The sequence below is a fragment of the Streptomyces spectabilis genome (assembly GCF_008704795.1).
Classification (GTDB): Bacteria; Actinomycetota; Actinomycetes; order Streptomycetales; family Streptomycetaceae; genus Streptomyces; species Streptomyces spectabilis.
On record NZ_CP023690.1, the window covers coordinates 5,355,920 to 5,381,209 of the forward strand.

At 74.1% G+C, this 25,290-nt stretch carries 24 protein-coding genes; 18 read left to right on the plus strand and 6 right to left on the minus strand.

The window, feature by feature from the left end; all coding sequences use genetic code 11:
• The first annotated feature begins 241 nt into the window (after window positions 1-241).
• Complete coding sequence (locus CP982_RS42600) at window positions 242-3,799, plus strand: AfsR/SARP family transcriptional regulator (RefSeq protein WP_229878967.1); 3,558 nt, start codon at window positions 242-244, stop codon at window positions 3,797-3,799.
• Window positions 3,800-3,849: 50 nt separating this feature from the next.
• Here CP982_RS42600 and CP982_RS23435 read toward each other — a convergent pair whose 3' ends face one another.
• Window positions 3,850-5,556: a bifunctional 3'-5' exonuclease/DNA polymerase gene (locus CP982_RS23435; RefSeq protein WP_150512323.1), complete on the minus strand. Its 1,707-nt coding sequence runs from the start codon at window positions 5,554-5,556 to the stop codon at window positions 3,850-3,852.
• Window positions 5,557-5,663: 107 nt separating this feature from the next.
• Here CP982_RS23435 and CP982_RS23440 point away from each other — a divergent pair, with 107 nt between their 5' ends.
• A complete protein-coding gene (locus CP982_RS23440) occupies window positions 5,664-6,503 on the plus strand; it encodes a nitrilase-related carbon-nitrogen hydrolase (protein WP_150512324.1) in 840 nt (279 codons plus the stop codon).
• 87 nt (window positions 6,504-6,590) lie between these two features.
• Here the strand turns inward: CP982_RS23440 and CP982_RS23445 are convergent, their stop codons facing one another.
• Window positions 6,591-8,831, minus strand: a complete 2,241-nt coding sequence (locus CP982_RS23445; RefSeq protein WP_150512325.1) for an FtsX-like permease family protein — start codon at window positions 8,829-8,831, stop codon at window positions 6,591-6,593.
• A gap of 84 nt (window positions 8,832-8,915) precedes the next feature.
• On the opposite strand from CP982_RS23445, the gene CP982_RS23450 reads away from it, so the two are divergent.
• The 3 genes from CP982_RS23450 to CP982_RS23460 all read left to right on the plus strand — a co-directional run bounded on the left by CP982_RS23450 (window position 8,916) and on the right by CP982_RS23460 (window position 12,835).
• The gene (locus CP982_RS23450) at window positions 8,916-10,241 is read left to right on the plus strand and encodes a DUF2786 domain-containing protein (protein WP_229878968.1); all 1,326 of its coding nucleotides are present in this window, start codon (window positions 8,916-8,918) and stop codon (window positions 10,239-10,241) included.
• Window positions 10,242-10,247: 6 nt separating this feature from the next.
• Window positions 10,248-10,625, plus strand: a complete 378-nt coding sequence (locus CP982_RS23455; RefSeq protein WP_150512326.1) for a MerR family transcriptional regulator — start codon at window positions 10,248-10,250, stop codon at window positions 10,623-10,625.
• A 68-nt stretch (window positions 10,626-10,693) separates the two neighbouring features.
• Entirely contained in the window at window positions 10,694-12,835 is a 2,142-nt protein-coding gene (locus CP982_RS23460; protein WP_150512327.1) for an FUSC family protein, read from the plus strand.
• Window positions 12,836-12,859: 24 nt separating this feature from the next.
• On the opposite strand, the gene rpsN is transcribed toward CP982_RS23460, so the two are convergent.
• Both rpsN and rpmB read right to left on the minus strand, forming a co-directional pair.
• Complete coding sequence (gene rpsN / locus CP982_RS23465) at window positions 12,860-13,165, minus strand: 30S ribosomal protein S14 (protein ID WP_150512328.1); 306 nt, start codon at window positions 13,163-13,165, stop codon at window positions 12,860-12,862.
• Window positions 13,165-13,401 (minus strand): 50S ribosomal protein L28, encoded by a 237-nt coding sequence (gene rpmB, locus CP982_RS23470; RefSeq protein WP_150512329.1) that lies wholly within the window; start codon window positions 13,399-13,401, stop codon window positions 13,165-13,167. The genes rpsN and rpmB overlap by 1 nt, the downstream gene beginning before the upstream one ends.
• Window positions 13,402-13,473: 72 nt before the next feature.
• Here rpmB and rpmG point away from each other — a divergent pair, with 72 nt between their 5' ends.
• From rpmG to CP982_RS23500, 6 genes are all read left to right on the plus strand, one after another.
• Window positions 13,474-13,638: a 50S ribosomal protein L33 gene (gene rpmG / locus CP982_RS23475; RefSeq protein ID WP_030361075.1), complete on the plus strand. Its 165-nt coding sequence runs from the start codon at window positions 13,474-13,476 to the stop codon at window positions 13,636-13,638.
• Window positions 13,639-13,643: 5 nt separating this feature from the next.
• The gene (locus tag CP982_RS23480; RefSeq protein WP_150512330.1) at window positions 13,644-13,925 is read left to right on the plus strand and encodes a type B 50S ribosomal protein L31; all 282 of its coding nucleotides are present in this window, start codon (window positions 13,644-13,646) and stop codon (window positions 13,923-13,925) included.
• The gene (locus CP982_RS23485) at window positions 13,925-15,067 is read left to right on the plus strand and encodes a CobW family GTP-binding protein (RefSeq protein ID WP_150512331.1); all 1,143 of its coding nucleotides are present in this window, start codon (window positions 13,925-13,927) and stop codon (window positions 15,065-15,067) included. Before CP982_RS23480 ends, CP982_RS23485 begins: the two co-directional genes overlap by 1 nt.
• A gap of 6 nt (window positions 15,068-15,073) precedes the next feature.
• A complete protein-coding gene (rpsR, locus tag CP982_RS23490; RefSeq protein WP_150512332.1) occupies window positions 15,074-15,310 on the plus strand; it encodes a 30S ribosomal protein S18 in 237 nt (78 codons plus the stop codon).
• Window positions 15,311-15,515: 205 nt separating this feature from the next.
• Window positions 15,516-15,851 carry an ArsR/SmtB family transcription factor gene (locus CP982_RS23495; RefSeq protein WP_150512333.1) on the plus strand — a complete coding sequence of 112 codons (336 nt, stop codon included), beginning with the start codon at window positions 15,516-15,518 and terminating at the stop codon, window positions 15,849-15,851.
• Between the two features lie 306 nt (window positions 15,852-16,157).
• Complete coding sequence (locus CP982_RS23500) at window positions 16,158-16,397, plus strand: DUF397 domain-containing protein (RefSeq protein WP_184925098.1); 240 nt, start codon at window positions 16,158-16,160, stop codon at window positions 16,395-16,397.
• Between the two features lie 200 nt (window positions 16,398-16,597).
• On the opposite strand, the gene CP982_RS23505 is transcribed toward CP982_RS23500, so the two are convergent.
• Window positions 16,598-17,110, minus strand: a complete 513-nt coding sequence (locus tag CP982_RS23505; protein ID WP_150512335.1) for an ATP-binding protein — start codon at window positions 17,108-17,110, stop codon at window positions 16,598-16,600.
• A 330-nt stretch (window positions 17,111-17,440) separates the two neighbouring features.
• Between CP982_RS23505 and CP982_RS23510 the strand changes: the two genes are divergently transcribed.
• The 7 genes from CP982_RS23510 (at window position 17,441) to CP982_RS23540 (ending at window position 23,558) form a co-directional block, all read left to right on the plus strand.
• Window positions 17,441-18,352: a helix-turn-helix domain-containing protein gene (locus CP982_RS23510; RefSeq protein WP_150512336.1), complete on the plus strand. Its 912-nt coding sequence runs from the start codon at window positions 17,441-17,443 to the stop codon at window positions 18,350-18,352.
• Between the two features lie 61 nt (window positions 18,353-18,413).
• A complete protein-coding gene (locus tag CP982_RS23515; RefSeq protein WP_150512337.1) occupies window positions 18,414-19,871 on the plus strand; it encodes an aldehyde dehydrogenase family protein in 1,458 nt (485 codons plus the stop codon).
• Between the two features lie 67 nt (window positions 19,872-19,938).
• A complete protein-coding gene (locus CP982_RS23520) occupies window positions 19,939-20,259 on the plus strand; it encodes a type II toxin-antitoxin system prevent-host-death family antitoxin (protein WP_150512338.1) in 321 nt (106 codons plus the stop codon).
• A 99-nt stretch (window positions 20,260-20,358) separates the two neighbouring features.
• The gene (locus CP982_RS23525; RefSeq protein WP_150512339.1) at window positions 20,359-20,907 is read left to right on the plus strand and encodes a DinB family protein; all 549 of its coding nucleotides are present in this window, start codon (window positions 20,359-20,361) and stop codon (window positions 20,905-20,907) included.
• Window positions 20,908-20,973: 66 nt separating this feature from the next.
• The gene (locus tag CP982_RS23530) at window positions 20,974-21,621 is read left to right on the plus strand and encodes a PadR family transcriptional regulator (protein ID WP_150512340.1); all 648 of its coding nucleotides are present in this window, start codon (window positions 20,974-20,976) and stop codon (window positions 21,619-21,621) included.
• A gap of 138 nt (window positions 21,622-21,759) precedes the next feature.
• Window positions 21,760-22,731 carry an ATP-binding cassette domain-containing protein gene (locus CP982_RS23535; RefSeq protein WP_150512341.1) on the plus strand — a complete coding sequence of 324 codons (972 nt, stop codon included), beginning with the start codon at window positions 21,760-21,762 and terminating at the stop codon, window positions 22,729-22,731.
• Window positions 22,728-23,558 (plus strand): ABC transporter permease, encoded by an 831-nt coding sequence (locus CP982_RS23540; RefSeq protein ID WP_150512342.1) that lies wholly within the window; start codon window positions 22,728-22,730, stop codon window positions 23,556-23,558. Before CP982_RS23535 ends, CP982_RS23540 begins: the two co-directional genes overlap by 4 nt.
• Window positions 23,559-23,731: 173 nt before the next feature.
• Here CP982_RS23540 and gad read toward each other — a convergent pair whose 3' ends face one another.
• Window positions 23,732-25,135 (minus strand): glutamate decarboxylase, encoded by a 1,404-nt coding sequence (gene gad / locus CP982_RS23545; protein WP_150512343.1) that lies wholly within the window; start codon window positions 25,133-25,135, stop codon window positions 23,732-23,734.
• Window positions 25,136-25,290 lie beyond the last annotated feature (155 nt).

Here is a 25,290-nt window from a genome sequence, read left to right on the forward strand (position 1 = left end):
GGGCGGGGGCGCGGCCCCCGGCGTGGAGAGGCCAGGGGCGGCCTTGGTTTGGGCGGACCCGGCCGCGGCGGCGACACTCCCCCGAGCCACGCGCCAAGCGCATGCACCGGCGGGGCCAGGTCCGATGCAGGGATCAGATCAGGCCGCGCCAACAGATGGCTAACATGGCCCCAACGGCCCCCGTTTTGGCGTGGCCGCGACAGCCAACGGGGGCTGCGGGCACTGGGGGAGTAGGGCACGCATGGCAGGCGAGCTGCGGTTCGGGCTCCTCGGCGTGCCCGCCCTGTACGACGCCGACGGCGAGCCCCGCCCGCTCCGCAGCCCCAAGGCCCGCGCCCTGCTGACCGCGCTGCTCCTGGAACCCGGCCGCGTGGTCTCCGCCGACGCGCTCAAGGAGGCGCTGTGGGGCGCGCGGCCGCCCGCCTCCGCCCGCGCCTCGCTCCAGAACCACGTCACCCGCCTGCGCCGCCTCCTCGACGACCCCGCCCGGCTGCACGCCGTACCGCCGGGCTACCGGCTGCGCGTGGCCGACGGCGAACTCGACGTCCGCGTCTTCGAGCGGCACGCCGCCGGGGCCCGCGCCGCCCACGCCGCCCGCGACTGGGACGCCGCCGAACGCTCCGCCGTCGCCGCCCTCCGCCTGTGGCGCGGCAGCCCGCTCTCCGGCCTGGCCACCACCACCGCCGGTGACGCCCTGGTCCAGCGCCTGGAGGAGGCCCGGCTGCTCGTCCTCCAGTGGCGCTACGACGCGGCCCTGGAGCGCGCCCCCGGACAGGGGCCCGAACTCTCCGCCCTCGTACCGGAGTTGACCTCGCTCGTCACCGAGCATCCGCTCCGCGAGTCGTTCCACCGCCAGCTGATGCTCCTCCTGCACCGCACCGGCCGTCAGGCGGAGGCCCTGGCCGTGCACCGCGAACTCCGCCGCAGGCTCGTCGAGGAGCTCGGCGTCGAGCCGGGCGACGGCGTGCGCGCGGCCCACCGGGAGATCCTCAACGGCCCCGGGCCCCGCGCCGCCGACGCCGTCCGGGCGAGCCGCGTCGTCCTCGCCGGCGGCCGCCCCACCACCTCGCCACCGGGCCGCGCGCCCCGGCCCGCCCAGCTCCCGCCCGCGCCCTCACACTTCACGGGCCGCGAGGAAGTGGCCCGTGAGCTGCGCGAACGGCTCACGGCAGGGAGCGAAGGCGCACCGCCCGTGGTCGTCATCTCGGGCATGGCGGGCGTGGGCAAGAGCGCGCTCGCGCTGCACGTCGCGCACGGCCTCAGGGAGCGCTTCCCCGACGGCCAGCTCTACGTCAACCTGCACGGCGCGACTCCTGGCGTCGCCCCGCTCACGCCGGGGCAGGCCCTCGCCGCGCTCCTGCGCGACCTCGGCGCCGAGGCCCGGCACGCGCCCCAAGACCCGGACGCGGCAGCCGCGTTGCTGAGGTCGCTGCTCGCCCCCACCCGCACGCTGCTCGTCCTCGACGGGGCCGCGAGCGCCGCGCAGGTGCGGCCGCTGCTGCCCGGCGGGCCCGGCTGCGGCACGCTCGTGACCAGCCGGTCCCCGCTCGCCGCGCTCGACGGCGCCGCCCGCTTCCCGCTGCCGCCGCTGTCCGCCGACGCCAGTACGGCGCTCCTGCGCGCCGCCTCGGGCCGTGACGACCTCGGCGCGGGGCACGCCCTGGTGCGGCTCACGGGCCGCCTCCCGCTCGCGCTGCGCATCGTCGCGGCCCGGCTCGCCGCCCGCCGCGCGCTCACCCCGGACGCCCTCGCGGGCCTCCTCACGGACTGCGAGGGCCGCCTGCGGCACCTGGAGTACGACGACTTGAGCGTGCGGCGCTCCCTCGACGTCGCCCTGGAGGCGCTGCGCACGTCGGAGCGCGAGAGCGACCGGGACGCCGCCCGCGCCCTCGGCGTCATCGGCGCGCTCGACCTGCCCGCGTACGGCGCGCCGCTGCTCGCCCGGCTGCTGCCCGCGCCGCGCTGCCGCGCCCAGGCCGCCCTGGACCGCCTAGTCGACGTCGCCCTCCTCGAAGAGACGGCGTACGGCCGCTACGCCCCGCACGACCTCGTACGGGACTTCGCCCGCGCCCACCGGAAACCCGTCGGGGAGGACGCCGTGACCGTCGGCGAGACGGCGCTGCGCTGGTACGGCGACACGGCCCGCGCCGCGCTCCTCGCGATCACCCCGGAGGGCCAGGACCGCACCGACCGCCTGACCGTGCCTGCGCCTGGCGTGCCTGCGTCTGCCGTGCCTGCGTCTGGCGTGCCTGCGCCTGGCGGGCCTGCCCCCGCCGTGCCCGCGTCTGGTGTCCCTGCGCCCGCGGTTCCTGCGTCCGCCGTGCCTGCACCTGGCGGGCCTGCGTCTGCCGTGCCCGCGTCTGCCGTGCCCGCGCCTGGCGTGCCTGCGCCTGGCGTGCCTGCGTCCGGCGTGAGTGCGCCTGGTGTCGCTGCGTCCGGCGTGCCCGCGTCTGGTGTTCCCGCGCCTGGCGTGCCCGCGCCCGCCGTGCCCGCGCCCACCGTCCCTGCGTCCGGTGTGCCCGCGCTTGGTGTTCCCGAGCCCGCGGTTCCTGCGTCCCCCGTGCCCGCGCCTGGTGTCCCTGCGCCCGCGGTTCCTGCGTCCGACGTTCCTGCGCCTGGCGGGCCTGCGTCCGGTGTCCCCGGGCCTGGCGTGCCCGCGCCCGCGGTTCCTGCGTCCGGCGTTTCCGGGACCGGCGTTTCCGGGACCGGCGTTTCCGGGACCGGCGTTTCCGGGACCGGCGTCCCCGCGTCCGACGGCCCCTCGGGCAACGGCCCCTCCGGCGACGGGCTCGAAGGGGCCGGTCCCTTCGGGTCGCTCGATGCCGCGTTCGCCTGGGCCGACGAGGAGCTGGACACCGTCGTCGCGCTTGCCGAGCGGTACCCCGGTGACGCCTCCGGGCTCGTCCCCGCCCTGGTCCGCTACCTCTTCCCCTATCTGCAACGCCGTGGCCGCCTCACCGAGTTGGGCACGCTCGCCGCGCTCGCCGTGGACACCGCGCGGCTGCACGGCGACCCGGCCGTGACGGCCCAGGCGCTCACCGACCTCGCGGGCCACCGCTTCCTGACGGGCCGCGCGGGCGAGGCCCTGACCCTGAACGACGAGGCGCTCGCCCTGTGGCACTCCATCGGCCACGTCTCCTGCGTACGCCGCGGCCTGAACCACCGGGGCCTGCTGCTCGACGGCCTCGGCCGCCGCGCGGAGGCCGTGGACGCCCTGACCCGGGCCCTGGAACTCGCCCGCTCCCTGGACGACCCGCTCAGCGAGGCCATCACCTTCAGCCACCTCGGCAACCTCTACGAGCACAGCGACGCCCGCCTCGCCATCGTCCACCACGAGCGCAGCCTCGCCATCGGCGAGCGCATCGGCCACGCCGTCGTCCGCCAGTCCGCGCACTGCAACATCGGCTACGCCCGGCTCACCCTCGGCGAACCGGCCGCCGCCCTCGGCCACTTCGAGGTCAGCCTGCGCGTCCACGGCGAGTACGAGGACTGGCACGGCGAGTCCCACACCCGCCTCGGCCTGGTCCGCGCCCTGCGGGCCCTCGGCCGCACCGCCGAGGCGGACCGCGCCTGCGCCCTCCTCCTGGAGCGCGCCGCGCACCGCGGCGACACCCACATGACCGGCCTGGCCCGCCACCAGCACGGCCTGCTCCTGCACGCCGAGGGCCGCACCCAAGAGGCCCACGATCAGTGGCGGTCGGCCCTCACCGCCCTGGAGTCCCTGGACGGGGTGAGCCCGAAAGTGGTGACGGAACTGATCGCACTCACCGGTGGGGAATCGAGCCCGTCCGGCGTCTGAGGACGAGCGCGCAGCGCGAAGAAGGCCAGGTCCGAGGCGCGCCGCACACCTCACTTGGCATCGGCATAGCACCGTACGACCCGAGTGGTGAACGGAAAGCGCACCGGGGTCTCGCCGAAGGCGATCCGCCCCGCCAGGTCCCCGGCCTCGCGCACCGCCGCCGCGACCTCCTGTGCCTCCTCGGCCGGGCAGTGCACGATCACCTCGTCGTGCTGGAAGAAGACCAGTTCGGCGCGGAGGTGGGCGGTCGCCCGCCGCAGCGCGGCCAGCATGAGCAGGGCCCACTCGGCGGCGCTGCCCTGCACCACGAAGTTCCGGGTGAAGCGCCCGCGCGCGCGGGCGTTGGTCGAGGCGTACCCGGGGGTGAACGCGTCCTCGCGCGGGGCGTCCTCGGGCTCGGCGGCGTCCTCCTGCGGCAGGCCCGCCTCGCCGAGGGCGTCCTCGCCGGAGCCCGCGGCGGGCGGGCTGGTCCGGCCGAGCCAGGTCCGCACGAGCCGGCCCTCCTCGCCCGCGCGCGCCGCGTCGTCGACGTACGCGACGGCCTGCGGGAAGCGGCGGCGCAGCGCCGCCAGGTTCTTCAGGCCGTCGCCGGAGGTCTGGCCGTAGACCGCGCCGAGCAGCGCCAGTTTGGCGTGCTCGCGGTCGCCGGAGAACGCGCGGTCCGACAGGCGCGTGTACAGGTCCTCGGGGCTGCCCGCGACGTCCATCAGGCCCCGGTCGCGCGAGATGGCGGCCAGGACGCGCGGCTCCATCTGGTCCGCGTCGGCGACGACGAGCCGCCAGCCCGGGTCGGCGACCACCGCGCGGCGGATCACCTTGGGGATCTGCAGGGCGCCGCCGCCGTTGGTGGTCCAGCGGCCGGTGACGGTGCCGCCCGGGGTGTACTCGGGCCGGAAGCGGCCGTCGCGCACCCAGTCCTGGAGCCAGGACCAGCCGTGCGCGGTCCACACGCGGTACAGCGACTTGTACTCCAGGAGCGGGCGCACGGCGGGGTGGTCGATCTCCTCCAGCTCCCAGCGCCGGGTCGAGCGGACCCTGACGCCCGCCCGCGCGAACGCCTTGACCACGTCGGCGGGCAGATCCGGGCGCACCCGGTGCCCGAACGCCGCGGACACCTCGTCGGCCAGCTCGGCCAGGCGCCGGGGCTCGCCGGCGCCGCCGTACCGCTCGCCGAGCAGTTCGGTGAGGACGTCGCGGTGGACGTCCGCGCGCCACGGGAGTCCCGCCCCGTTCATCTCGGCGGCCACGAGCATGCCCGCCGACTCGGCGGCGGTGAGCAGCCGCATCCGCCCCGGGTGCGCGGTCGCCTCATGCCGCTCGAGCTGCTTCGCGTACACCTCCACGAGGGCGTCGAAGGGCAGTGGGGCCGCCGCGGTCGGCTCGAACAGCGAGTCCTGCGCGCCGGGCACCGCGGCACGGGGCGCGGGGTCCGGGGGCACGGGTCTTCGCCTGCCGCGCGCCCAGGCGGCCGCCGCCGAACGCGGCTCGCCGAGCCGTCCCTCGTACGCGAGCAGCAGGGCCTCGGCGGCCTCCACGTCATAGCACCGCTCGACGCGGACGCCCGCCGCGAGCAGCCGGGGATAGACGTCGGCGGTGGAGCGCCACACCCACCGGCCGACCCCGGCCCTGCGCCGCACCGCCTCGACGACGTCGGCCTCCCGCACGGCGGGCCCGACGAGCCGTCCGTCGTCGCCCACCGGCCCGACCAGGACACCCCCGTCCTCGTCCGCGCCGATCACCCACCGTTCCGCGTTCATGCCCCGACGATCGCACCGCCCACTGACAACGCCCCGCGGCCGCGGGCAGGACCCCGCATGGCCCACCCCGCATGCCGCCTCCATCCACCCCTGCCACGCTCGGTCCCATGCGCGTCGCCCTGGCTCAGACCGACTGCGCACTCGGCGAGGTGGACGAGAACCTGGAGGTCGCCCGCGAGTGCGTGGCCCAGGCGCGGGCCCAGTCCGCCGACCTGGTGGTGTTCCCCGAGCTGAGCCTGCACGGCTACCACCTGGGCGCCCTGAGGCGGGACACCTCGCTTGCGGCCGACGACCCGCGCCTGCTCGACCTGTCCCTGCTCGGCCCGGACGTCCTGATCGGCCTGCACGAGCACACCAGCCTGCGCGCGTACAACACGGCGGGGTACTACGCGGCGGGCGCCCTGCGGCACGCGCACCGCAAGCTGTACCTGCCGAACTACCTCGCCTGGGAGGAGCGCAAGCACGTCAGCCCCGGCCAGCACCTGCGCGCCTACGACCTGCCCGGCGAGCACGGCCGCGCGGCCACGCTGATCTGCAACGATGCCTGGCAGCCGGTGCTTCCGTGGCTCGCGGTGCAGGACGGCGCGGAGGTCATCGTCATCCCCACGAACAGCGCGGCGAGCCTCGACCCGGAGGCGATGGACACGGGCCTGTACTGGGACACCCTGCTGTCGTACACGGCCCGCATGCTCCAGTGCTGGGTGGTGTTCGTGAACCGCGTCGGGAACGAGAACGGGGCCACGTTCTGGGGCGGTTCGCGGGTCGTGGACCCGCGCGGCACGGTGGTGGCGCAGGCGCCCAAGTGGGAGGCGGGCCTGGTCACGGTCGACATCGACCTGCACGAGGCCCGCCGCCAGCGCCGCGCGGTCCCCCTCGTGGCGGAGGCCCGCCTCGGCCTGGTCGACCGAGAGGTCCGCCGCCTGATCGACGAAGGCGGCGACTCCTAGGCAGGGGGCCCCGCAGCTCATCGGCGCTCCGCGCCTCGTCCTCAAACGCCGGACGGGCTGAAACTCTCCGGCTCGGGCCGTGGGTATTCAGCCCGTCCGGCGTTTGAGGACGAGCGCGCCAGCGCGATGAACGGCGGGTCCGGGCAGCCCCGCCACCCCCGCCACGACGGCCACCGCCCCGCACACCCCCGCGCACACCCCCATGGCCCCCCACGGCACCACCACCTCCACCGGCACCGAGAGGCGCGCCAGGGCCAGCGCGAGCCCGCCGAGCCCGACCGCCGTCACCGCGAGCCCGAGCACCGCACCCACCGCCACCGCAAGCCCCGCCTCCCCGGCCGCGACAAGCCGCAGCTGCGCGCGGGTCGCCCCCGCCAGGCGCAGGGACCGCAGCTCCGGAGCCCGTACCGGCGCGGTCATCAGCAAGGTGGCGACCAGCGAGATCGCCGCGTACGCGAGGCAGAGCGCGAGCAGCACAAGCAGCCCGAGCCGGGTCTGCGGCCGCATGCCCGGGTACGCGGCGGCGAGCCAGTCCTCCACCGGCCGCACCTCGCCGCCGCTCGCGCGCAGCGCCCGCGCCACGGCGGCGCGGTCGGCCCCGGCACGGAGCCGCACGTCGAGCCGGTCCACCGGCGCGGCCGCCGCGTTCCGGGCGGTGACGTACGCGCCGTTGTCGCCGGTGCCGCGCGCGAGGACCGCCACGATCCGCAGCCGGGCCCGCCGCCCGTCGCCGAGCCACACGGCCACCCGGTCGCCGACGCGGCGGTGCTGCCACTCCTCGTCGACGACGATCGACCGGTCGTCGAGGTCGCGTACGTCGCCCGCCACGACCGGCAGCCGGGTGACCGCCGCGAACGCCGCCGGGTCCGCCACCGCCCGAGCCTCGGCCCTGACCACCGCCGATCCTTCGTCCTCGGGCACGAAGACGGCGGTGGCGGCGGACGCGGCGACGGTGGCGCCCGGGAGCGGGCCCACGGGCCGCAGGCCGCCGCCGGTGCCGTCGCCCGTGACGACCAGGTCGGCGGCGGTGCGCTGCCGCGCCTCCGCCGCCTTCGCCGCGCCGACCGTCGCGGCCGAACCGAGCAGACAGCCCGCGAGCGCGACGGTGACGAGGACGGGCGCGGCCACGGCGGCGGTGCGGCGCACCCCGGCGCCGCTGTTGGCGCGGACGACCCGGGCCAGGGCCGCCGCACGGCGCACCCGCCCCGGCCGCGCGGGGACGGGCCAGCGGAACAGGGCCACGACGTGCCGCACGAGCAGCGGCGCGAGCGCGGCGACCGCTGTCGCCAGGATCATCGGCTGGGTGGTGTACGTCTTGCGCTTGAGCAGGTCCGAAGGGTCCGACCACAGCGTCCAGGCGAGCAGCCCGAGCGCCCCCGCGAGCAGCGCCGCGCCCGCGACGCGGCGGCCGGGCGGCATGACGCCGGTGTCGAGCGACGCCTCGCGCAGCGCCTCCACGGGGCTGACCCGGGCCGCACGGCGCGCCGCGCTCCAGGCCCCGGCGACGGCGACCAGGAGCCCGGTCCAGAAGGCGAGTTGGTACGGCCACCAGGTCCAGCGCAGGCCCTCGGCCACCGTGAACCACGGCGGCGCGACCTCCGCGTCCACCAGGGCCCGCGCCAGACGCGGCGCGCCCAGGGCCCCGAGCGTGCAGCCCGTGGCGGCCGCCGCGGCCCCGACCACCAGGGCCTCGCCGAGCAGCCACCGCCGCACCTGCCCGCGGCTCGCCCCGGCCGCCCGCAGCAGGCCGAGCTCCCGGCGGCGCAGCGCCACCACGAACGCGAACGTGGACGCGGTCACGAACGCCGACACGAACACGGCGACGCCGCCCGCCGTGCCGAGGAACGCGTTCACGGCCACGAGCGCCCGCCCGTCCCGCTCGGCGCCGGGGTCGACGCGGGCGCGATCGGCGCCGGTGAGCACGCGGGCCCCGGTGCCGGACGCGGCGACGGCGGCCCGCACCGCGCCGACGGGCGCGCTCACGCCGACGGCGTCCGGCAACCGGCTCCCGCGGTCCGGCGGCCCGCTCCCGCGCACGGGCCCGAGCCGCCGCAGGGCCGCGAGCAGATCCTTGTCCACAGGGTGTGGATGAGCGAGCCGCTCGCTGACGCGCTCGGTCTCCGGGCCCCGGCGCACCGGCACGCTCAGCGTGTCCCGCCCGGCCACGACGACGGGCGCCCCGGCGAACCGCTGCGGCGCCCGCTCCGCCCCGCCCGTGCTCGCCGCGAGCCCCACCCCCATGGCGGCGGTCAGCGCGACGCCCAGGGCGAGGGCGACGAAGGCGCCGAGGAACCCGGCCCAGCGAGAACGGAGCGAAGCAAAGATCATGCCTCAAGCGAACCGCCCCGGGCCCGCCGCCTCACGCCCCCTGGCGGGCGGATCGGGGGTAGGGCCAGACCTACCCTTAGGGGTATGGACTCGGTGATCGACAAGGCGTTCGCGGCAGCGCTGTACGCGGGTGCGGCGGCCTCGGGAACCACCGGGACCGACGACGACGGCGACGACGGTCACGGGGACGGCGGCACCGCGAAGCGGCGGGACGGGCGCAGGCGGCGCGGGCGCCCCGGGCGTCCGGGGCGGGCGTCCGGCCGGGCCGCCGGTGCGGGGCTCGTCGACGACGCCCTCGACACCGCCGCCTCCCTCCTCGCCGCCACCCCCTCGGCCGACGCCGAAGTGGCGCGCCGCGGCGAGGAGTTCGTCCGGCGCGCCTGGGAGCGCGGCTGGCAGCCCGCCGACGTGGTCCGGCTCGTGCGCCGCGACCTCGACGAGGACCACGTACGCCTCGCCGCCGAACTGATCCGCGCCGAGACCCGCCGCTACGCCCCCGGTCGGCTGCCCGCCCGCTGGCCCGCCCAGCTCGCGGAGCTCGACGCGCTCGCCCCGTGGCGCGCCCCCGACCGCTTCACGCGCGCCACCGCCCTCCTCACGCTCTACCGCCTCCTGCTGCGCCTGCCCGCCGTCGAGCCGGTCGGCCCGCCGCCCGGCGCCCGCGCCCCGCTCGACACCCCGCCCGCGCACGGCGAGCCGCGCGCCCTCACCCGGATCCGCGCCCTGCTCGCCAAGGCCGAGGCCACCGGATATCCGGAGGAGGCGGAGGCCCTCACCGCGAAGGCGCAGGAGCTGATGGCCCGCTACAGCGTCGACGAGGCGCTCATCGCCGCGCGCACGCACGCCGCCGGCACGCCCGGCGCCTGCCGCGTCGGCGTCGACGCCCCGTACGAGACTGCGAAGGCGATCCTCCTCGACGCCGTCGCCACCGCGAACCGCTGCCGCGCCGTGTGGAACGAGGCCTTCGCCTTCACCACCGTCGTCGGCTTCGAACCCGACCTGGACGTGGTCGAGTTGCTGTACGCCTCCCTCCTGGTCCAGGGCGCCGCCGCCATGACCACCGCGGAGGCGGACCAGCGCGCGGGCGGCCGCAACCGCACCAAGACCTTCCGCCAGGCCTTCTGGATGGCGTACGCCCACCGCGTCGGCGCCCGCCTGGAGGCCGCGGCCGCGCCCGTCACGCACGAGGACGGGGACGGGGCGCTGCTTCCGGTGCTCGTGGCCCGGGACGTCTCCGTCACCGACCGCACGGAGCGGATGTTCCCGGAGACCACCACGACCCGCGTGCGGGGCGTGGTGGACGGCGCGGGCTGGGCCGAGGGCGCCGCCGCGGCGGCGGGCGCTACCCTGCACGCACGCGTGAGGCTTCCGGACACCTCTTCGGACGCCTCTCCGGGAACCAGGGGGTGACATGACATGCGCATCGGAGAGCTGTCGGAACGCACCGGCACGTCCCGCAGACTGCTGCGCTACTACGAGGAACAGGGCCTGATCGTCGCGGACCGGACCCCGAACGGCTACCGCGACTACGACGAGTTCTACGTCGACCGCGTCCTGCAGATCCGCGGCCTGCTGGAGGCCGGGCTCCCCACCCGCCTCATCAAGCAGATCCTGCCCTGCCTGAACAAGCCCCGGATCATCCACTTCCCGGACGCGACCCCGGAGATGCTCGCCACCCTGGAGCACGAACGCGACCGCATGACCGAACGCGTCGAATGCCTCACCCGCAACCGCGACGCGATAGCGGACTACTTGGCAGCGGTACGAGAAACCCGCGCCCAACAGCCCGCCTAGGCGCCCGACCGTACCCCCGGCCCCGACCCCTAGGGCAAAACCCCCAAAACGCTGCGTACCATCACGGAGTGACCTGGTGGCGAGCCCTGAGACAGACCGCCCACACGGGCCTGTCCGTGGAACGCCGCCGCCTGGAACCCCTGGTGGCCCTCCGCGGAGCCACCGGCCTCGCCCTGGTCATCGGCGCGAGCCTCGCCCTCTTCGGCCCCGCCGTGGCGGCCAGCTCCGCGTTCGGCGCGTACCAGGCGGCCATCGCCACGTTCCAGCGCAGCTGGCGCCCGCGCCCCGAGCTGGCCATCGCCTCCGGCACGAGCCTGGCCGTCTCCACCTTCCTCGGCTACGCGACGGCCTCCCACCAGCCCCTGTTCCTGGCCCTGCTCGCCCTGTGGACCTGCCTCGCGGGCCTGAGCTGGGCGGCGGGCCCCACGATCGGCCTCATCGCCACGTCCAACGTCGCGATCATGCTGGTGACGATCACCCTCCCCACCTCGATCGCGGCGGCCGCCGGCCACGCGGCGATGATGGTCGCGGGCGGCCTGGTCCAGGCGGCCCTCGTGGTCCTCTTCCCGGTACGCCGCTGGGGCGCCCACCGCGACGCCCTCGCCGACGCACTGGCCGCCGAGGCCGACTACGCGCGGCGCCTGCGCCACGACCCGGTGGCGCCCTTCGACCCGATCCCGCTGATGGCGGCCCGCGACGCCGCGACGATCACCCCGCGCCAGGCCCGCACCCGCCCCGCCGAACTCCACGGCGCCCGCGGCCTCGCCGAACGCGTCCGCCCGGTGCTCGCCTCCCTGGCCGACCCGGCGATGGGCGTCCCCGAAGAGGGCCCCGAACGCGCCCGCGCCCGTGAACTCCTCGCCGCGGCGGCCGACATCCTCGACGCCGCGGCCCGAGCGATCCGCCACGGCACCCCCGTCCGCCTGCCGTCCCCCGCCGTGGCCGCCTTCCAGACCCCCGACACGGGCGCCATCCTCCAGGGCCCGCCCCACCGGGCGGCGACGCGCCTGGGCGCCCTGCTCAAGGACGTGGTGGAAGTCGCGGGCGGCCGCACGGCCGAGGCGCCGGGCGACCGCGACCCCAAGGCGGCCGACAAGAACCTCCTCCGCCCGGGCCTGGCCGCCCTGGTCCCCGCGGCGGCCAGGGCCGTGCGCGCGGAGCTGCGCCGGCGCGGCTCCCCGGTGACCCGCCACGCCCTCCGCGTCACCACGGTCACCACCGCGGGCTACGCCCTGGGCACCTACCTTCCCCTCGGCCACGCCTACTGGGCCCCCATGGCCTCCGTCATGGTGATGCGCCCGGACTTCTCCCAGACGTACTCCCGTGCCGTGGCCCGCTTCGCGGGCACCCTCGTGGGCGTGGCCCTGGCCACCGGCCTGGTCCAGCTCACCCACCCGGGCACGCGCCTGTCCGCGGCCCTCGCCGTCGCCTCCGCCGGACTCATGTACCTGCTGATGCGCACGGGCCAGTTCGCCGCCCAGGCCTGCGTCGCCGCGTACGTGGTGTTCCTGCTCGGCATGGGCGGCGAGGAGTGGACGCAGACGGTCCCGGAGCGCGTCTTCCTCACGCTGCTCGGCGGCGCCCTCGCGATGCTCGCGTACGCCCTCTACCCGGCCTGGGAGACCCCGCGCCTGCGCACACGGCTCGCGGACTGGCTGGCGGCGGACGGCCGGTACGCCGCCGCCGTCGTCGGCCACTACGCCGAACCCGCGGGCAAGTCCTGCCCGGACGTCCGCGAGACGCTCCTCGCCGCCCGGGACGCCCGCGTCGCCTGGCAGGAGGCGGCCGAGCGCGCCCAGCGGGAGCCCGTGCGCCACCGCGGCCTGTCCCGCGCCGCCGCGCAGGACGCCGAGCACGCCCTGGTGCAGATCGGCCGCGTCGCCATGCTGATGGAGGCGCACCTGCCGGAGCGCGGCGCGCCCCCGGTCCCGGCCGCGGCCCGCTTCGCGGACGCCCTGCGCACCGCGACCGCGCAGGGCGCGAAGGCCGTGCGCGAACGCCGCGTCCCCACCTGGGACCCGGTGCGCGAGGCCCTGGCCGCCTGGGACGGCGAGGGCGTCCCGGACCGCGTCGTCCGCCGGGGCGCGAACCTCCTGCTCCAGGCCCTCGACGAGCTGTCCGACGCCCTGGACACGACGCCTCCGCCGATGCTGGTGGACGGCACGGACAGCGGCGTACGCACGGAGCGGCCGGGGCCCGCCGACCCCTGAGCGCTTCGTCTGCCGGCGCCGTGGCTACCAGGAGGACTTGCGCACCCCGGGCAGGAATCCGGCGTGCGCCTGCTCCCGCAGCCGCACCCGGGAGAGCCCGAACGTCCCCACGTATCCGCGGGGGCGCCCGTCCACGCTGTCGCGGTTGCGTACGCGCGTGGCGCTGGCGTCGCGCGGCTGGCGCGCCAATTCCCGCCGGGCCGCGAGCCGTTCGGCGTCCGGCGTGGACGGGCGGCGGATGATCTCCTTCAGCTCGGCCCGCCGCTCGGCGTACCGGGCGACGACCTCGCGCCGCTTCTCGTTCTTCGCGATCTTGCTCTTCTTGGCCATCAGACCTTCCCTCCGCGCGCACGGATCCTGGCGACGGCGGCCTCGACGCCGATCACGTCGACGGTCCTGATGCCCCTGGCGCTCAGCCGCAGGCGCACGTACCGGCTCTCGCTCGCCAGCCAGTAGCGCTTGCTCTGGACGTTCGGGTCGAACCGGCGCGACGTGCGCCGGTGGGAGTGGGAGACGTTCTTGCCGAAGCCCGGCTTGGCGCCGGTGAGCTGGCAGTGGGCGGACAAGGTGACGCACCTCTCGATCGGTCTCGGTCCCATCCATTTGGAAACGGGATTCATTTTCATATACTAGCCGTCATGGCTCGCAACGAACTCCGCCCGGTCATCAAGCTCCGGTCCACCGCCGGCACCGGCTACACCTACGTGACCCGCAAGAACCGCCGTAACGACCCCGACCGCCTGACCCTGCGCAAGTACGACCCGGTGGCAGGCCGCCACGTCGACTTCCGAGAGGAGCGCTGATCCCCGTGCGACCCGGAATCCACCCGCCGTACGGCCCCGTCGTCTTCCGCGACAAGGCCGGAGGCTTCGCCTTCCTCACGCGCTCGACCGCGACCAGCGACCAGACCGTCACCTGGGAGGACGGGCACACGTACCCCGTCATCGACGTCGAGATCTCCTCCGCGAGCCACCCCTTCTACACGGGCCAGCAGCGCGTCCTGGACACGGCGGGCCGAGTGGAACGCTTCGAGCGGCGGTACGGGGGCGCCCCCGGCCGTCCCGGCGCCGCCGAAGGCACGGCCCGCTGATGGGCACCGCCATGGCGGTGGCCGTCGTCGCGGGGCTGCACACGGAAGCCCGGGCCGCGGCCGTGGCCCGGCTGCTGGCCACCGTCCCCGGCAGCGTCGCCCTGCACCACGACCTCTCCAGCGCCACGACCGGCCACGTCGTACGGACCGTGCGCGACGCCACCGGCCTCCTCTCCACCGGCGAGGCCCCCCTCGTGAACGACTGCGCCTGCTGCGCCCTGCGCGAAGACCTCGTGCCGGAGCTGGAGCGGCTCGCCGCGGGCGGCCGCACCCGGCTCGCGGTCGTCGAGCTGTGGGACTCCGTGGAGCCCAAGGCGATGGCCGAGGTCATCGCCGGGTACGGCTCACGGTCGCTGCGCCTGACCGGCGTCATGACGGCCGTCGACCCGGGCCTGCTCCTGCCCTGCCTCGCCAACGGCGACGACCTGCTCGACGCGGGGCTCGCCGCTGCCCCCGGCGACCGGCGCACGGTCGCCGACACCTGGGCGCGCCAGCTGGAGTACCCGCCGGTGCTCGCCGTCCTGGACACCGCGGCCGCCGACGCCGAGGACCGCGCGCTCCTCGCCCAGCTCCACCCGACGGCCCGCCAGGTCCCGATCGGCCACGGCGACCTGGCGGGCGCCGCGCTCGCGGGCTTCGACGTGGAGGCGGCCGCCGCCGCGCAGCACCCGGCGTGCGCGCTGCTCCCCGCCGAGGCCGACGACGGCGGCGTCAGCACGGTCGTGTTCCACCGCGACCGGCCCTTCCACCCCGAGCGCCTGTACGCGGCCCTGGAGGACCTCACCTGCGCCGCCGCCCGCAGCCGGGGCCGGTTCTGGCTCGCGGACCGGCCGGACACGCTGCTGGCCTGGGACGCGGCGGGCGGCGCGCTGTGCGTCGAGAGCGTGGGGCCGTGGCTGGCGTCCCTGCCGGACGCCGCCTGGGACCTGGTGGAGCCGGTGCGCCGCGCGGCCGCCGCCCTCGACTGGCACCCGGAGCACGGCGACTGCTGCCAGCACCTCGTGTTCACCTCGCCCGGCCTGGACCGCGACGCGCTCGAACAGGTCCTGGAGTCCTGCCTCCTCACGGACGCCGAGTACGCCGCGGGCCGCACCGCCTGGAAGAACCTGCCCCCCGCCTTCGACGCCTTCCTGGAGGTTTGAGCCCCCTTGTCCCCCCGCCGCCCCGACCGCATCCCTACGAAGCCGCGCCCCAACCCCCTGGACCGGGCGGGCGTCACGTACATCGACTACAAGGACACCGAACTCCTGCGGAAGTTCCTCTCCGACCGCGGCAAGATCCGCTCCCGCCGCATCACCCGCGTCACGTCCCAGCAGCAACGCCAACTGTCCCGGGCCATCAAGAACGCCAGGGAAATGGCCCTGCTCCCGTACGCGTCGCGCTAGCGACCACCGGCCCCGCCCTCCGCCAGGACCCGGGGCGCCCAGGCCGCGAAGGGGGCGCACGTGTAGCGCCCACGCTTCGGCTCGGCCAGGGCTCCCGTCCCACCGGGAACCCCCCGACGGATCTTGCTCGTCCCCCCGGACGGCCCCCCGCCCCCCCCGGGGCAGGCCCGCGGGACCCGAGGTCAAAGAGAGAGGCGGCGCCCCCATGGTCAGCACCGGCGGACACGAGGACCGGCTGTTCGCCGCGCTGGCCAACGGCACGCGGCGTGAGGTCCTGCGCCTGCTGCGCGAGGGCGGCCCGCAGCCCGTACAGGCCCTCGCCGCGCACTTCGACATGCGCAGGCCCAGCCTCTCGGAGCACCTGAGGGTGCTGCGGGAGGCCGGTCTCGTCTCCGGGGAGCGCACGGGACGCCAGCGCATCTACCGGCTCGAAGCGTTTCGGCTCGCCGAGGTGCGGGAGTGGCTCGGCCCGTACGAGCGCCTCTGGCCCGAACGCACGTGTCGAAGCACGTGCGAGCGCACGAGCGACAGTCCGGAATAGCCCGTACCGCCCTCGTGGCGCTCTCCGGGAAATTCACCTGCCACCAGAAGGCCTCCGCACGCGTCTGTTCCTAATGCACGAGGAATCGGATCCGGACAACCCGGCCCGGAAGAGGGCGTGGAAGATCATGGACGGGGGCTGGCGTTCGCATGTCATGCGGGGTTCGGCACGGTGGCGGGGGAGCTGTAACCAGCTCACCACGCCGCGTGCACGTGCATCTGCCCATGCATCGGCACATGAACACAGCTATGATCCGGGACAGTTGACGGCTACAACAACAGCCACGGCACCACCGGGGAGCGACCTGTGCACCACGTGTTCAACGGCATGGCGGCCACGGATCTTCACGGGGTGGTCTGGCAGAAGAGCAGGCACAGCAACTCGCAGGGTTCCTGCGTGGAGTTCGCGAAGCTGCCGGGCGGCAAGGTCGCCGTCCGCAACTCGAACTTTCCGGACGGGCCCGCGCTCGTCTACACGCGCGCCGAGATCGAAGCCATGCTGCTCGGCATGAAGGACGGCGAGTTCGACCACCTGATCAACGGCTGACCACTTCGATCCGACCGGTCGACGAGTGGCACGCGTGCGGCAACAAGGCAGGCGGCGCCAGCAGAAACGATCGTCCGCGGGGGAACCGCGACGGAGGGCGATCGTTCACGGGGACGCGGGGAGTGAACACCCGCGGGAGACGGGGGCAGGGCTGTTCCGGCCGGCCGCGAGGCCGCCCGGCCCACCGGTGGGCCGGGCCGTCAGGCCAGTTGGAACAGCGCCCACACCACCTTGCCGCTCAGCGCGCCCGCGAGCGGATGCCAGCCCCAGCCGTCGCTGAACGAGTCCACGAGGAAGAGCCCGCGGCCCGACTCCGACGCGAAGTCGTCGATGGCGTCACCGGCCTCGCGCGCGACCGGACCGTCGTCGCTGGGGTCCCGTACCGCGCACACCAGACGTGAGGTCCATCTCATCATGTGCAGCCGCACGGGGGCGTCCTCGCCGACGACGCAGTGCACCTCGGGGTGCGTGTCGCCGGGAAGCGCATGGCGCAGCGCGTTGGTGACGAGTTCGGAGACCACGAGCGCGATGTCGTCGAAGCGGTCGTCGAGCTCCCACGACACGAGCGTCTTGCGGGTGAACTGGCGCGCGCTGCCCACGGCTTCGTAACGGGCGGGGAGGGCGCAGGAGGCCGCACTGGAGACCGCGGAGGGGTCGAGCGGAGGAAGGCCCTGCCGTAATGGCTCGAGCATGGTTGATCCATTCGTCCCCATGCGAGGCACTCCCCGGTTTTCGCGGTTCGCGGTACAAGCGGTTCGCGTACAAAGCGATCGAGCGGTGGCGCGGTCGGTACAGCCGGTCGGTAGAGCACGGCACAGAAGTGGCGCGCCGACCATGGTTCCGAATGCGTACAGCAGATGCAAGGGCAGATGCACGTGCACGCGCCGGACTTGACCGCTCCTAGGTCGCTTCTTGCCTATTTCTTCCTACGGTTTCTTGCGGAGACCTGCCTTACGCTTTCCCTTTCCGTAACCGAACGAGTACCGCCTGAAGCGTTTAATGGCAGACTGCGAGTCTCAACACCTTGGGGAGGACTGAGCGAAGTGACCGCTGGGGAGTCGAGCGGCTCGGTGGTACGGCGCATCCTGCTGGGCTCGCAACTGAGGCGCCTGAGGGAGGCACGTGGCATCACCCGCGAAGCGGCCGGCTACTCGATCCGCGCGTCCGAATCGAAGATCAGCCGCATGGAGTTGGGCAGGGTGAGCTTCAAGTCCAGGGATGTGGAAGACCTCCTCACGCTCTACGGCGTCACCGACGAGGCCGAGCGCACGGCGCTCCTCTCGCTCGCCAAGGAGGCCAACCCGACCGGCTGGTGGCACAGTTACTCCGACGTCCTGCCGGGCTGGTTCCAGACATATATCGGTCTGGAGGGCGCCGCGTCCCTGATCCGCGTCTACGAAGTCCAGTTCATCAACGGCCTGTTGCAGACCGAGGCGTACGCCCACGCCGTCGTCGAGCGCGGCATGAAGGTCGCCGCGGGCAAGGCCGCAGGCGGCGGCCGCGGCGGCCGTCCGGCCAAGGTCAGCCGGGCCGACATCGACCGCAGGGTGGCCCTGCGTCTGGAGCGGCAGAAGCTGCTCGTGTCCGAGCGCGCGCCGCAGTTCAAGTGCGTGCTCGACGAGGCGGCCCTTCGGCGGCCGTACGGCGACCGGGAAGTGATGCGGGGTCAGATCCAGCACCTGATCGACATCTCCGAGCGGCCGAACGTGACGCTGCAGGTCATGCCCTTCACCTTCGGCGGACACGCGGGCGAGAGCGGGGCGTTCACGATGCTGAGCTTCCCGGAGTCCGATCTGTCGGACGTCGTCTATCTGGAGCAGCTCACGGGCGCCCTGTATCTGGACAAGCGGGAAGAAGTGGCCCAGTACGAGCGGGCGATGGCCGAGCTCCAGGAGGACTGTCCGAATCCGGCCGACAGCCGCGACCTTCTCCGTGGTCTACTCCAACTGACCTGAATCGTCAGTAGTATGACTGGAATTCAGGTGTCTGCTCTTCCGCGGCAAGGGGTCCCGTCTCATGTCCTTCTTCACCGATCTGGCTCACCAGTACATCGACGGTGAGTGGAAGGCCGGCTCAGGTTCCTGGGACATCATCGACTTCAACCCGTACGACGGGGAGAAGCTGGCGTCGATCACGGTCGCCACGGCCGACGAGATCGACCAGGCCTACCGCGCGGCTCAGCGCGCACAGGAGGCCTGGGGCGCCACCAACCCCTACACGCGCCGCACGGTCTTCGAGCGCGCCCTGCGGATCGTCGAGGAGCGCGAGGCCGAGATCACCGAGGCGATCGTCACGGAGCTCGGCGGCACCCTCGTCAAGGCGGGCTTCGAGCTGCACCTGGCCAAGGAGTTCCTGCGCGAGGCGGTGCACATGGCACTCGCCCCGCAGGGCCGGATACTTCCCTCGCCCGACGACACCAAGGAGAACCGGCTCTACCGCGTCCCTGTCGGTGTCGTCGGCGTCATCAGCCCCTTCAACTTCCCCTTCCTGCTCTCGCTGAAGTCGGTCGCCCCGGCCATCGCGCTCGGCAACGCCGTCGTCCTCAAGCCGCACCAGAACGCGCCCGTGCTCGGCGGCAGCCTGGTCGCCAAGATCTTTGAGGAGGCCGGGCTCCCGCCGGGCGTCCTGAACGTCGTGATCACGGACATCGCGGAGATCGGCGACGCCCTCCTGGAGCACCCGGTCCCCGGGGTCATCTCCTTCACCGGCTCGGACGCCGTCGGCCGCCACGTCGCCACGGTCTGCGCCCAGACCTTCAAGCGCTGCATCCTCGAACTGGGCGGCAACAGCGCGCTGATCGTCCTGGACGACGCGGACATCGACTACGCGGTGGACGCCGCCGTCTTCAGCCGCTTCGTGCACCAGGGGCAGGTCTGTATGGCCGCGAACCGCATCCTGGTGGACCGGTCGGTGCGGGAGGAGTTCACCGAGAAGTTCGTCGCCAAGGTCAAGACCCTGAAGGTCGGCGACCCCGCGGACCCGTCGACGCACATCGGCCCGCTCATCAACTCCTCGCAGGCGGAAGGCGTTTCCTCGCTGGTCGCCCAGACGGTCCAGGGGGGCGCCACGGCCCTGCTGCACGGCGTCACCGACGGCAACCTCGTGTCCCCGTCCGTCCTCACCGACCTCCCCGAGGACTCCCCGGTGCTGCGCCAGGAGGTCTTCGGCCCGGTCGCGATCATCCTGCCGTTCGACGGCGAGGAAGAGGCCGTCCGCATCGCCAACGAGACGCCGTACGGCCTGAGCGGCGCCGTCCACACCGGCGACACCGAGCGGGGCGTACGCCTCGCCCAGCGCATCCGCACCGGCATGATCCACATCAACGACGGCACCGTCCACGACGAGCCCATCGTGCCGTTCGGCGGCGAGAAGCACTCGGGCGTGGGCCGCCTGAACGGCGAGTCGACGGTGGAGGCCTTCACCGCCCTGAAGTGGATCTCAGTCCAGCACGGCCGCTCACGCTTCCCGTTCTGAGCGGGGCCGGGAACCGGGCCCCTTTCCGGTACTGCCCCAGGCGTGCGCCCAGGAGTACACCTGACACATGTCTGCTACGTATCCCCTCGCCGAGGCGGGGGACAAGCTCGGCGCCCTCGCCCGCCGGGCCGCCCGGCGCGAGCGCATCACTCTCACCGACCGCGGCGTCCCGGTGGCGGTACTCATCTCTCCCGCCGAACTGGAAGACCTTGAGGACGCTCTCACCCTCGCCCGTCTGGAGCGTGACCGTGCGCTCGGTCGCGCGGAAGCGCCCATCCCGCACGACGAAGCGCGCCGCGCCCTGCTCGAAGCGGCCGGGAGGGGCGAGTGGCCTGGCAGGTCCAGGGGGAGCCGGCCCCGTCAGGTGCGGGTAGGCCCTCGCACCTGAAAGCTCCCGGACCCTTGAGGACAGTGGTTGTCCGCAAGGGTCCGTAGCGTCTGAGGTGTCGGAAAGCCCGGCGAGCACCCTTCGGGAGAGGCGGACCTCATGCCCACTCACGTCAACGCGGAAGCCCACGGCGACGAGCGCGGCGCCCTTCTGGCCTTCGTCGAGGCCCAGCGCGGCGGCCTGCGCCGGTCGGTGCTCGGCCTGGACGACGAGCAGGCGGCGAGTCGCCCGAGCGCCAGCGAGCTGTCCCTCGGGGGCCTGGTCAAGCACGTCGCCGAGGCCGAGCTGAACTGGCTGCGCATGGCCCAGCAGAAGCCCAACGAGCGGCAGCGCACCCAGGAGACCTGGGGTGAGAGCTTCCTCCTCGTCGAGGGCGAGACGCTCGCCGGCGTCCTCGCCTTCTGGGCCGAAGTGGCCACCGAGACCGAGGAGTTCATCCGGTCCGTGCCGAGCCTGGACGACACCTTCCCGCTGCCCGAGGCGCCGTGGTTCCCTCAGGACGGCGCGGTGTCGATGCGCTGGCTGCTGCTGCACCTCGTCGAGGAGATCGGCCGCCACGCGGGCCACGCGGACATCATCCGCGAGAGCCTGGACGGCAAGACGGCCTTCGAGCTGGTGGCGCTGGAGTCGGGCCAGTCCTGGGGCTGAGGCGTGACGGGCCTCCTGAGCCGTACCCTAGTCAAAGTTGATGACTCAAGCCGAAGGGTGCGGTGAATGTCGGCGATCCGGATGCTCGTCCTCGGGGCGGTCCGCCAGCACGGGCGGGCGCACGGCTATCAGGTGCGCAACGACCTGGAGTACTGGGGCGCCCACGAGTGGTCCAACGCCAAGCCCGGGTCGATCTACCACGCGCTGCGGCAGCTCGCGAAGCAGGAGCTGCTGCACGAGCACGAGACCGCGCCCTCCACGGCGGGCGGCCCGCCGCGCACCGAGTACGAGATCACGGAGAAGGGCACCGAGGAGTTCCTGGCCCTTCTCCGTGGGGCCCTGACCACCGTCGCGCACGAGCAGAAGCCCGACATGCTCTCGGCGGCCGTCGGCTTCATGGTCCACCTGCCGCGCGAGGAGGTCGTCTCGCTCCTCAAGCAGCGGGTGCGCGCCCTGGAGGACTGGCGCCACTCCGTCACGGAGTACTACACGCCAGAGGACGGCCCCGAGCAGCTCGGCCACATCGGCGAGATCATGAACCTCTGGCTCCACTCGGCCGACGCGGGCGCCGAATGGACCAAGGGCCTCATCGAGCGGATCGAGAACGGGGCGTACGACTTCGCGGGCGAGGGCGAGCCGTTCGTCGGCGTGCTCGCGGAGGGCGAGGAGAACCCGTTCGCGACGGGGGCGAAGCACCCCGGAGACAGCCGCTGACGGTCCCCGCACCGGCGGACGTCGTCACCCCTGTCCAAGTAATCAAGTTTGACTAACCGGACTTCCGGGGAGTACTTTCCTCCGTCTGGGCCTAGTCAAAGTTGACTAGGCGGTGAGTGCGGGGCTCGGAGGATGCGGATGACGGACGCGATCGTCCTGGACGGCGTACGGAAGCGGTACGGAGAGAAGCGGGCCCTGGACGGGCTCGACCTGGTGGCCGGGCGCGGCACGGTGCACGGCGTGCTCGGCCCGAACGGCGCGGGCAAGACCACGGCGGTGCGGATCATGTCCACGCTGCTCACGGCGGACGAGGGCCGGGTGGAGATCGCCGGGTGCGACGCGCGGCGCGCGGCCGGGGAGGTGCGCCGCCGCATCGGCCTGCTCGGCCAGCACGCGGCGCTCGACGAGGAGCTGAGCGGCCGGCAGAACCTGGAGATGTTCGGGCGGCTCCACCACCTGGGCGCGCGGCGCGCGGGCACGCGGGCCGACGAGCTGCTGGCCCGCTTCGGCCTCGCCGACACGGGCGGCAAGGCGGTCAAGCGGTACAGCGGCGGCATGCGGCGCCGCCTCGACCTCGCGGCGTCGCTGATCACGGAACCGGAGGTGCTGTTCCTGGACGAGCCGACGACGGGCCTGGACCCGCGCGGCCGTGCGGAGGTGTGGGACGCGGTGCGCTCCCTGGTGGGCGGCGGCACGACCGTGCTCCTGACGACCCAGTACCTGGAAGAGGCCGACCAGCTGGCCGACCGCATCTCCCTGGTCGACAGCGGCAAAGTGATCGCCGAGGGCACGGCGGACGAGCTGAAGGCGCGCCTGGGCGGCGACCGCATCGACGTCGTCGTGCGCGACGGCGCCCAGCTGGTGCGGGCGGCCCGGCTGCTCCCCGGCGACCCCGGCGACGTCACGGTCGACGCCGACCGCCGCCTGGCCAGTGTGCCCGTCTCGGACCGCGTGGAGGCCCTGACGCGGGCCGTGAGGGCCCTCCAGGAGGCGGGCATCGAGGCGGAGGACATCGCGGTGCGCAGGCCGACGCTCGACGAGGTGTTCCTGCGCCTGACCGGGCGTGCCGAGCGCGCCGAAGCCGACGACCGGGCGAAGGAGGCCGTATGAGCACGAGTGTGAGCACCGCGTCGACGGGCGAGGGGGCGGGCGCGCGCCTCGCCTGGGCCGTCACCGACTCCTGGACCATGACGCGGCGCGAGCTGGCCCACTGGGCGCGCCAGCCTGTCCAGGTCTTCGTCGGCCTCGCCTTCCCGGTCATGCTGCTGCTGATGTTCAACTACCTGATCGGCGGCGGGAAGGGCGTCGAAGGGGACTACGTCGACTTCCTCGTCCCCGGCATGTTCGCGCTGACCATGGTGTTCGGCCTGGACGCCACGATGGTCGCGGTCACCGGCGACCTCAACAAGGGCGTGGTGGACCGCTTCCGCTCCATGCCGATGACCAACGGCGCGGTCCTGGTGGGCCGTTCGGTCGCGGACATGCTCCAGTCCTTCGCCTCCCTGATCGTCATGATGGGCGTCGGGCTCGCCATCGGCTGGCGCTGGCACGGGTCCCTCGCCGGGGTGGCGGGCGCGGTCGGGCTGCTGCTCCTGCTGCGCTTCGCGATGCTGTGGCTCGGCATCTACCTCGCGATGGTCGCGGGCAGGCCGGAGCTGGTGGCGGCCGTGCAGATCCTGGTCTGGCCGGTCGGGTTCTTCTCCAACGCGTTCACGGTGCCCGGGGGCATGCCGGACTGGCTGGGGGCGGCGGTCGAGTGGAACCCGATGTCGGCGACGGCCACGGCGGTCCGTGACCTGTTCGGCGGCTCCCCCGGGACGGGCGCCCCCTCCTGGCCCACCGCCCACGCCGAACTCCTCGCGGTCCTCTCGCCCCTGGCCCTGATCGCCCTCTTCCTGCCCTTGGCGGTGCACCGATTCAGCGCACTGAGCCGCTGAGGCCCGCTGCCCTTTTCGGCGCTCCGAGCCTCGTCCTCAAACGCCGGACGGGCTGGATCTGTCGCCGGTTGCGGCAGTGTTTTCAGCCCCTCCGGCGTTTGAGGAGCGGGGGTCTGGGGGCGGAGCCCCCAGGATCGGGAAGGGGCGGGTCTGGGGCGCCCCGCGAGGGCACGTCAGTGGTGGAACCCCGTAGCCCCGCCCAGAGGCCCAGGCTGCTGCCGCAGCTCCGGCAGCAACCGCCCCAGATCCTCCAGGAACAGCCCCGCCAGGTCCGCGGAGAACCCGTTGCGGCACACCACCCGCAGCACCGCCAGATCCTCCCGGTGCGCGGGAAACGTGTACGCGGGCACCAGCCACCCCCGCTCCCGCAACCGCCGGGCCACGTCGAAGACGTCGTACGCGCGCACGTCGTCCGCCGTCGTGAAGGCGAACACCGGCAGCTCGTCCCCGCGGGTGAGGAGCCGGAAGTCCCCGAGGTCCCCGATCCGCCCGGCGAGCCCGCGCGCCACGTCCCGCGCGGCCTGCTGCACCGCCCGGTACCCGGCGCGCCCGAGCCGCAGGAAGGTGTAGTACTGCGCGACGACCTGCGCCCCGGGCCGGGAGAAGTTGAGGGCGAAGGTCGGCATGTCACCGCCGAGGTAGTTCACGCGGAAGACCAGCTCCTGGGGCAGCTCGGCGGGCGTGCGCCACAGCGCCCAGCCGACGCCGGGGTAGACGAGCCCGTACTTGTGCCCGGAGGTGTTGATGGACGCCACGCGCGGCAGCCGGAAGTCCCACACCAGGTCCTCGTCGAGGAAGGGCGCGACCATCGCCCCGGAGGCCCCGTCCACGTGCACGGGGATGTCGAGCCCGGTGCGTTCCTGGAGCGCGTCGAGGGCCGCGCAGACGTCCGCCACGGGCTCGTAGGAGCCGTCGAACGTGGAGCCCATGACGGTGACGACCCCGATCGTGTTCTCGTCGCAGAGCGCGGCCGCGGCCTCGGGGGAGAGGTGATAGCGGTCGCCCTCCATGGGGACCTGCCGCGCCTCCACCTCCCAGAAGGCGCAGAACTTCTCCCAGCACACCTGCACGTTCACGCCCATCACGAGGTTGGGCCGGGCCTCGCGGGACGGGTACCGGTCGGCGTTGCGCAGCGTCCAGCGCCGCTTGAGCGCCATGCCCGCGAGCATGCACGCCTCGCTGGACCCGGTCGTGGAGCAGCCCACGGCGGCCGCCGGGTCCGGCGCGTTCCACAGGTCGGCGAGCATCGCCACGCAGCGCCGCTCCAGCTCGGCCGTGCGCGGGTACTCGTCCTTGTCGATCATGTTCTTGTCCCGGCACTCCGCCATCAGCACGCCCGCCTGCGGCTCCATCCAGGTGGTGACGAAGGTGGCGAGGTTGAGCCGGGAGTTGCCGTCGAGCATCAGCTCGTCGTGGACCAGCTGGTACGCCGTGGAGGGCGGCAGCGGGTCCTTGGGGAGGCGGTGTTTGGGCGGGGCCCCGGTCATGCCGCCGACCGGGTTCGCCTCGCCGAAGAACGGGTTCACGGACAGCGGGCGCGCGTCGCGGCCCTCGTCCGCTCCTCGGTGCAGCGACATGGCGGTGCCTCCCGGAAGTCGGCTCTCCCGGGCCCCTCCACGCCCACCCCGGCCCTTCCGGCCACTGTATGCGGACAAAACCGGCACAACATCTGGAGCATCCTGGGCTTGCACCTCACGCGACGTGAGGACCCAGGCTGATCGGTGTCAGAAGG

Excerpts from the sequence above, each read along its gene's own strand:
- CP982_RS42600 (WP_229878967.1), top strand. The coding sequence starts at position 242 with ATGGCAGGCGAGCTGCGGTTCGGGCTCCTCGGCGTGCCCGCCCTGTAC.
- CP982_RS23435 (WP_150512323.1), bottom strand. The coding sequence starts at position 5,556 with ATGAACGCGGAACGGTGGGTGATCGGCGCGGACGAGGACGGGGGTGTC.
- CP982_RS23440 (WP_150512324.1), top strand. The coding sequence starts at position 5,664 with ATGCGCGTCGCCCTGGCTCAGACCGACTGCGCACTCGGCGAGGTGGAC.
- CP982_RS23445 (WP_150512325.1), bottom strand. The coding sequence starts at position 8,831 with ATGATCTTTGCTTCGCTCCGTTCTCGCTGGGCCGGGTTCCTCGGCGCC.
- CP982_RS23450 (WP_229878968.1), top strand. The coding sequence starts at position 8,916 with ATGGACTCGGTGATCGACAAGGCGTTCGCGGCAGCGCTGTACGCGGGT.
- CP982_RS23455 (WP_150512326.1), top strand. The coding sequence starts at position 10,248 with ATGCGCATCGGAGAGCTGTCGGAACGCACCGGCACGTCCCGCAGACTG.
- rpsN (WP_150512328.1), bottom strand. The coding sequence starts at position 13,165 with ATGGCCAAGAAGAGCAAGATCGCGAAGAACGAGAAGCGGCGCGAGGTC.
- rpmG (WP_030361075.1), top strand. The coding sequence starts at position 13,474 with ATGGCTCGCAACGAACTCCGCCCGGTCATCAAGCTCCGGTCCACCGCC.
- CP982_RS23485 (WP_150512331.1), top strand. The coding sequence starts at position 13,925 with ATGGGCACCGCCATGGCGGTGGCCGTCGTCGCGGGGCTGCACACGGAA.
- CP982_RS23495 (WP_150512333.1), top strand. The coding sequence starts at position 15,516 with ATGGTCAGCACCGGCGGACACGAGGACCGGCTGTTCGCCGCGCTGGCC.
- CP982_RS23505 (WP_150512335.1), bottom strand. The coding sequence starts at position 17,110 with ATGGGGACGAATGGATCAACCATGCTCGAGCCATTACGGCAGGGCCTT.
- CP982_RS23515 (WP_150512337.1), top strand. The coding sequence starts at position 18,414 with ATGTCCTTCTTCACCGATCTGGCTCACCAGTACATCGACGGTGAGTGG.
- CP982_RS23520 (WP_150512338.1), top strand. The coding sequence starts at position 19,939 with ATGTCTGCTACGTATCCCCTCGCCGAGGCGGGGGACAAGCTCGGCGCC.
- CP982_RS23525 (WP_150512339.1), top strand. The coding sequence starts at position 20,359 with ATGCCCACTCACGTCAACGCGGAAGCCCACGGCGACGAGCGCGGCGCC.
- CP982_RS23530 (WP_150512340.1), top strand. The coding sequence starts at position 20,974 with ATGTCGGCGATCCGGATGCTCGTCCTCGGGGCGGTCCGCCAGCACGGG.
- CP982_RS23535 (WP_150512341.1), top strand. The coding sequence starts at position 21,760 with ATGACGGACGCGATCGTCCTGGACGGCGTACGGAAGCGGTACGGAGAG.
- CP982_RS23540 (WP_150512342.1), top strand. The coding sequence starts at position 22,728 with ATGAGCACGAGTGTGAGCACCGCGTCGACGGGCGAGGGGGCGGGCGCG.
- gad (WP_150512343.1), bottom strand. The coding sequence starts at position 25,135 with ATGTCGCTGCACCGAGGAGCGGACGAGGGCCGCGACGCGCGCCCGCTG.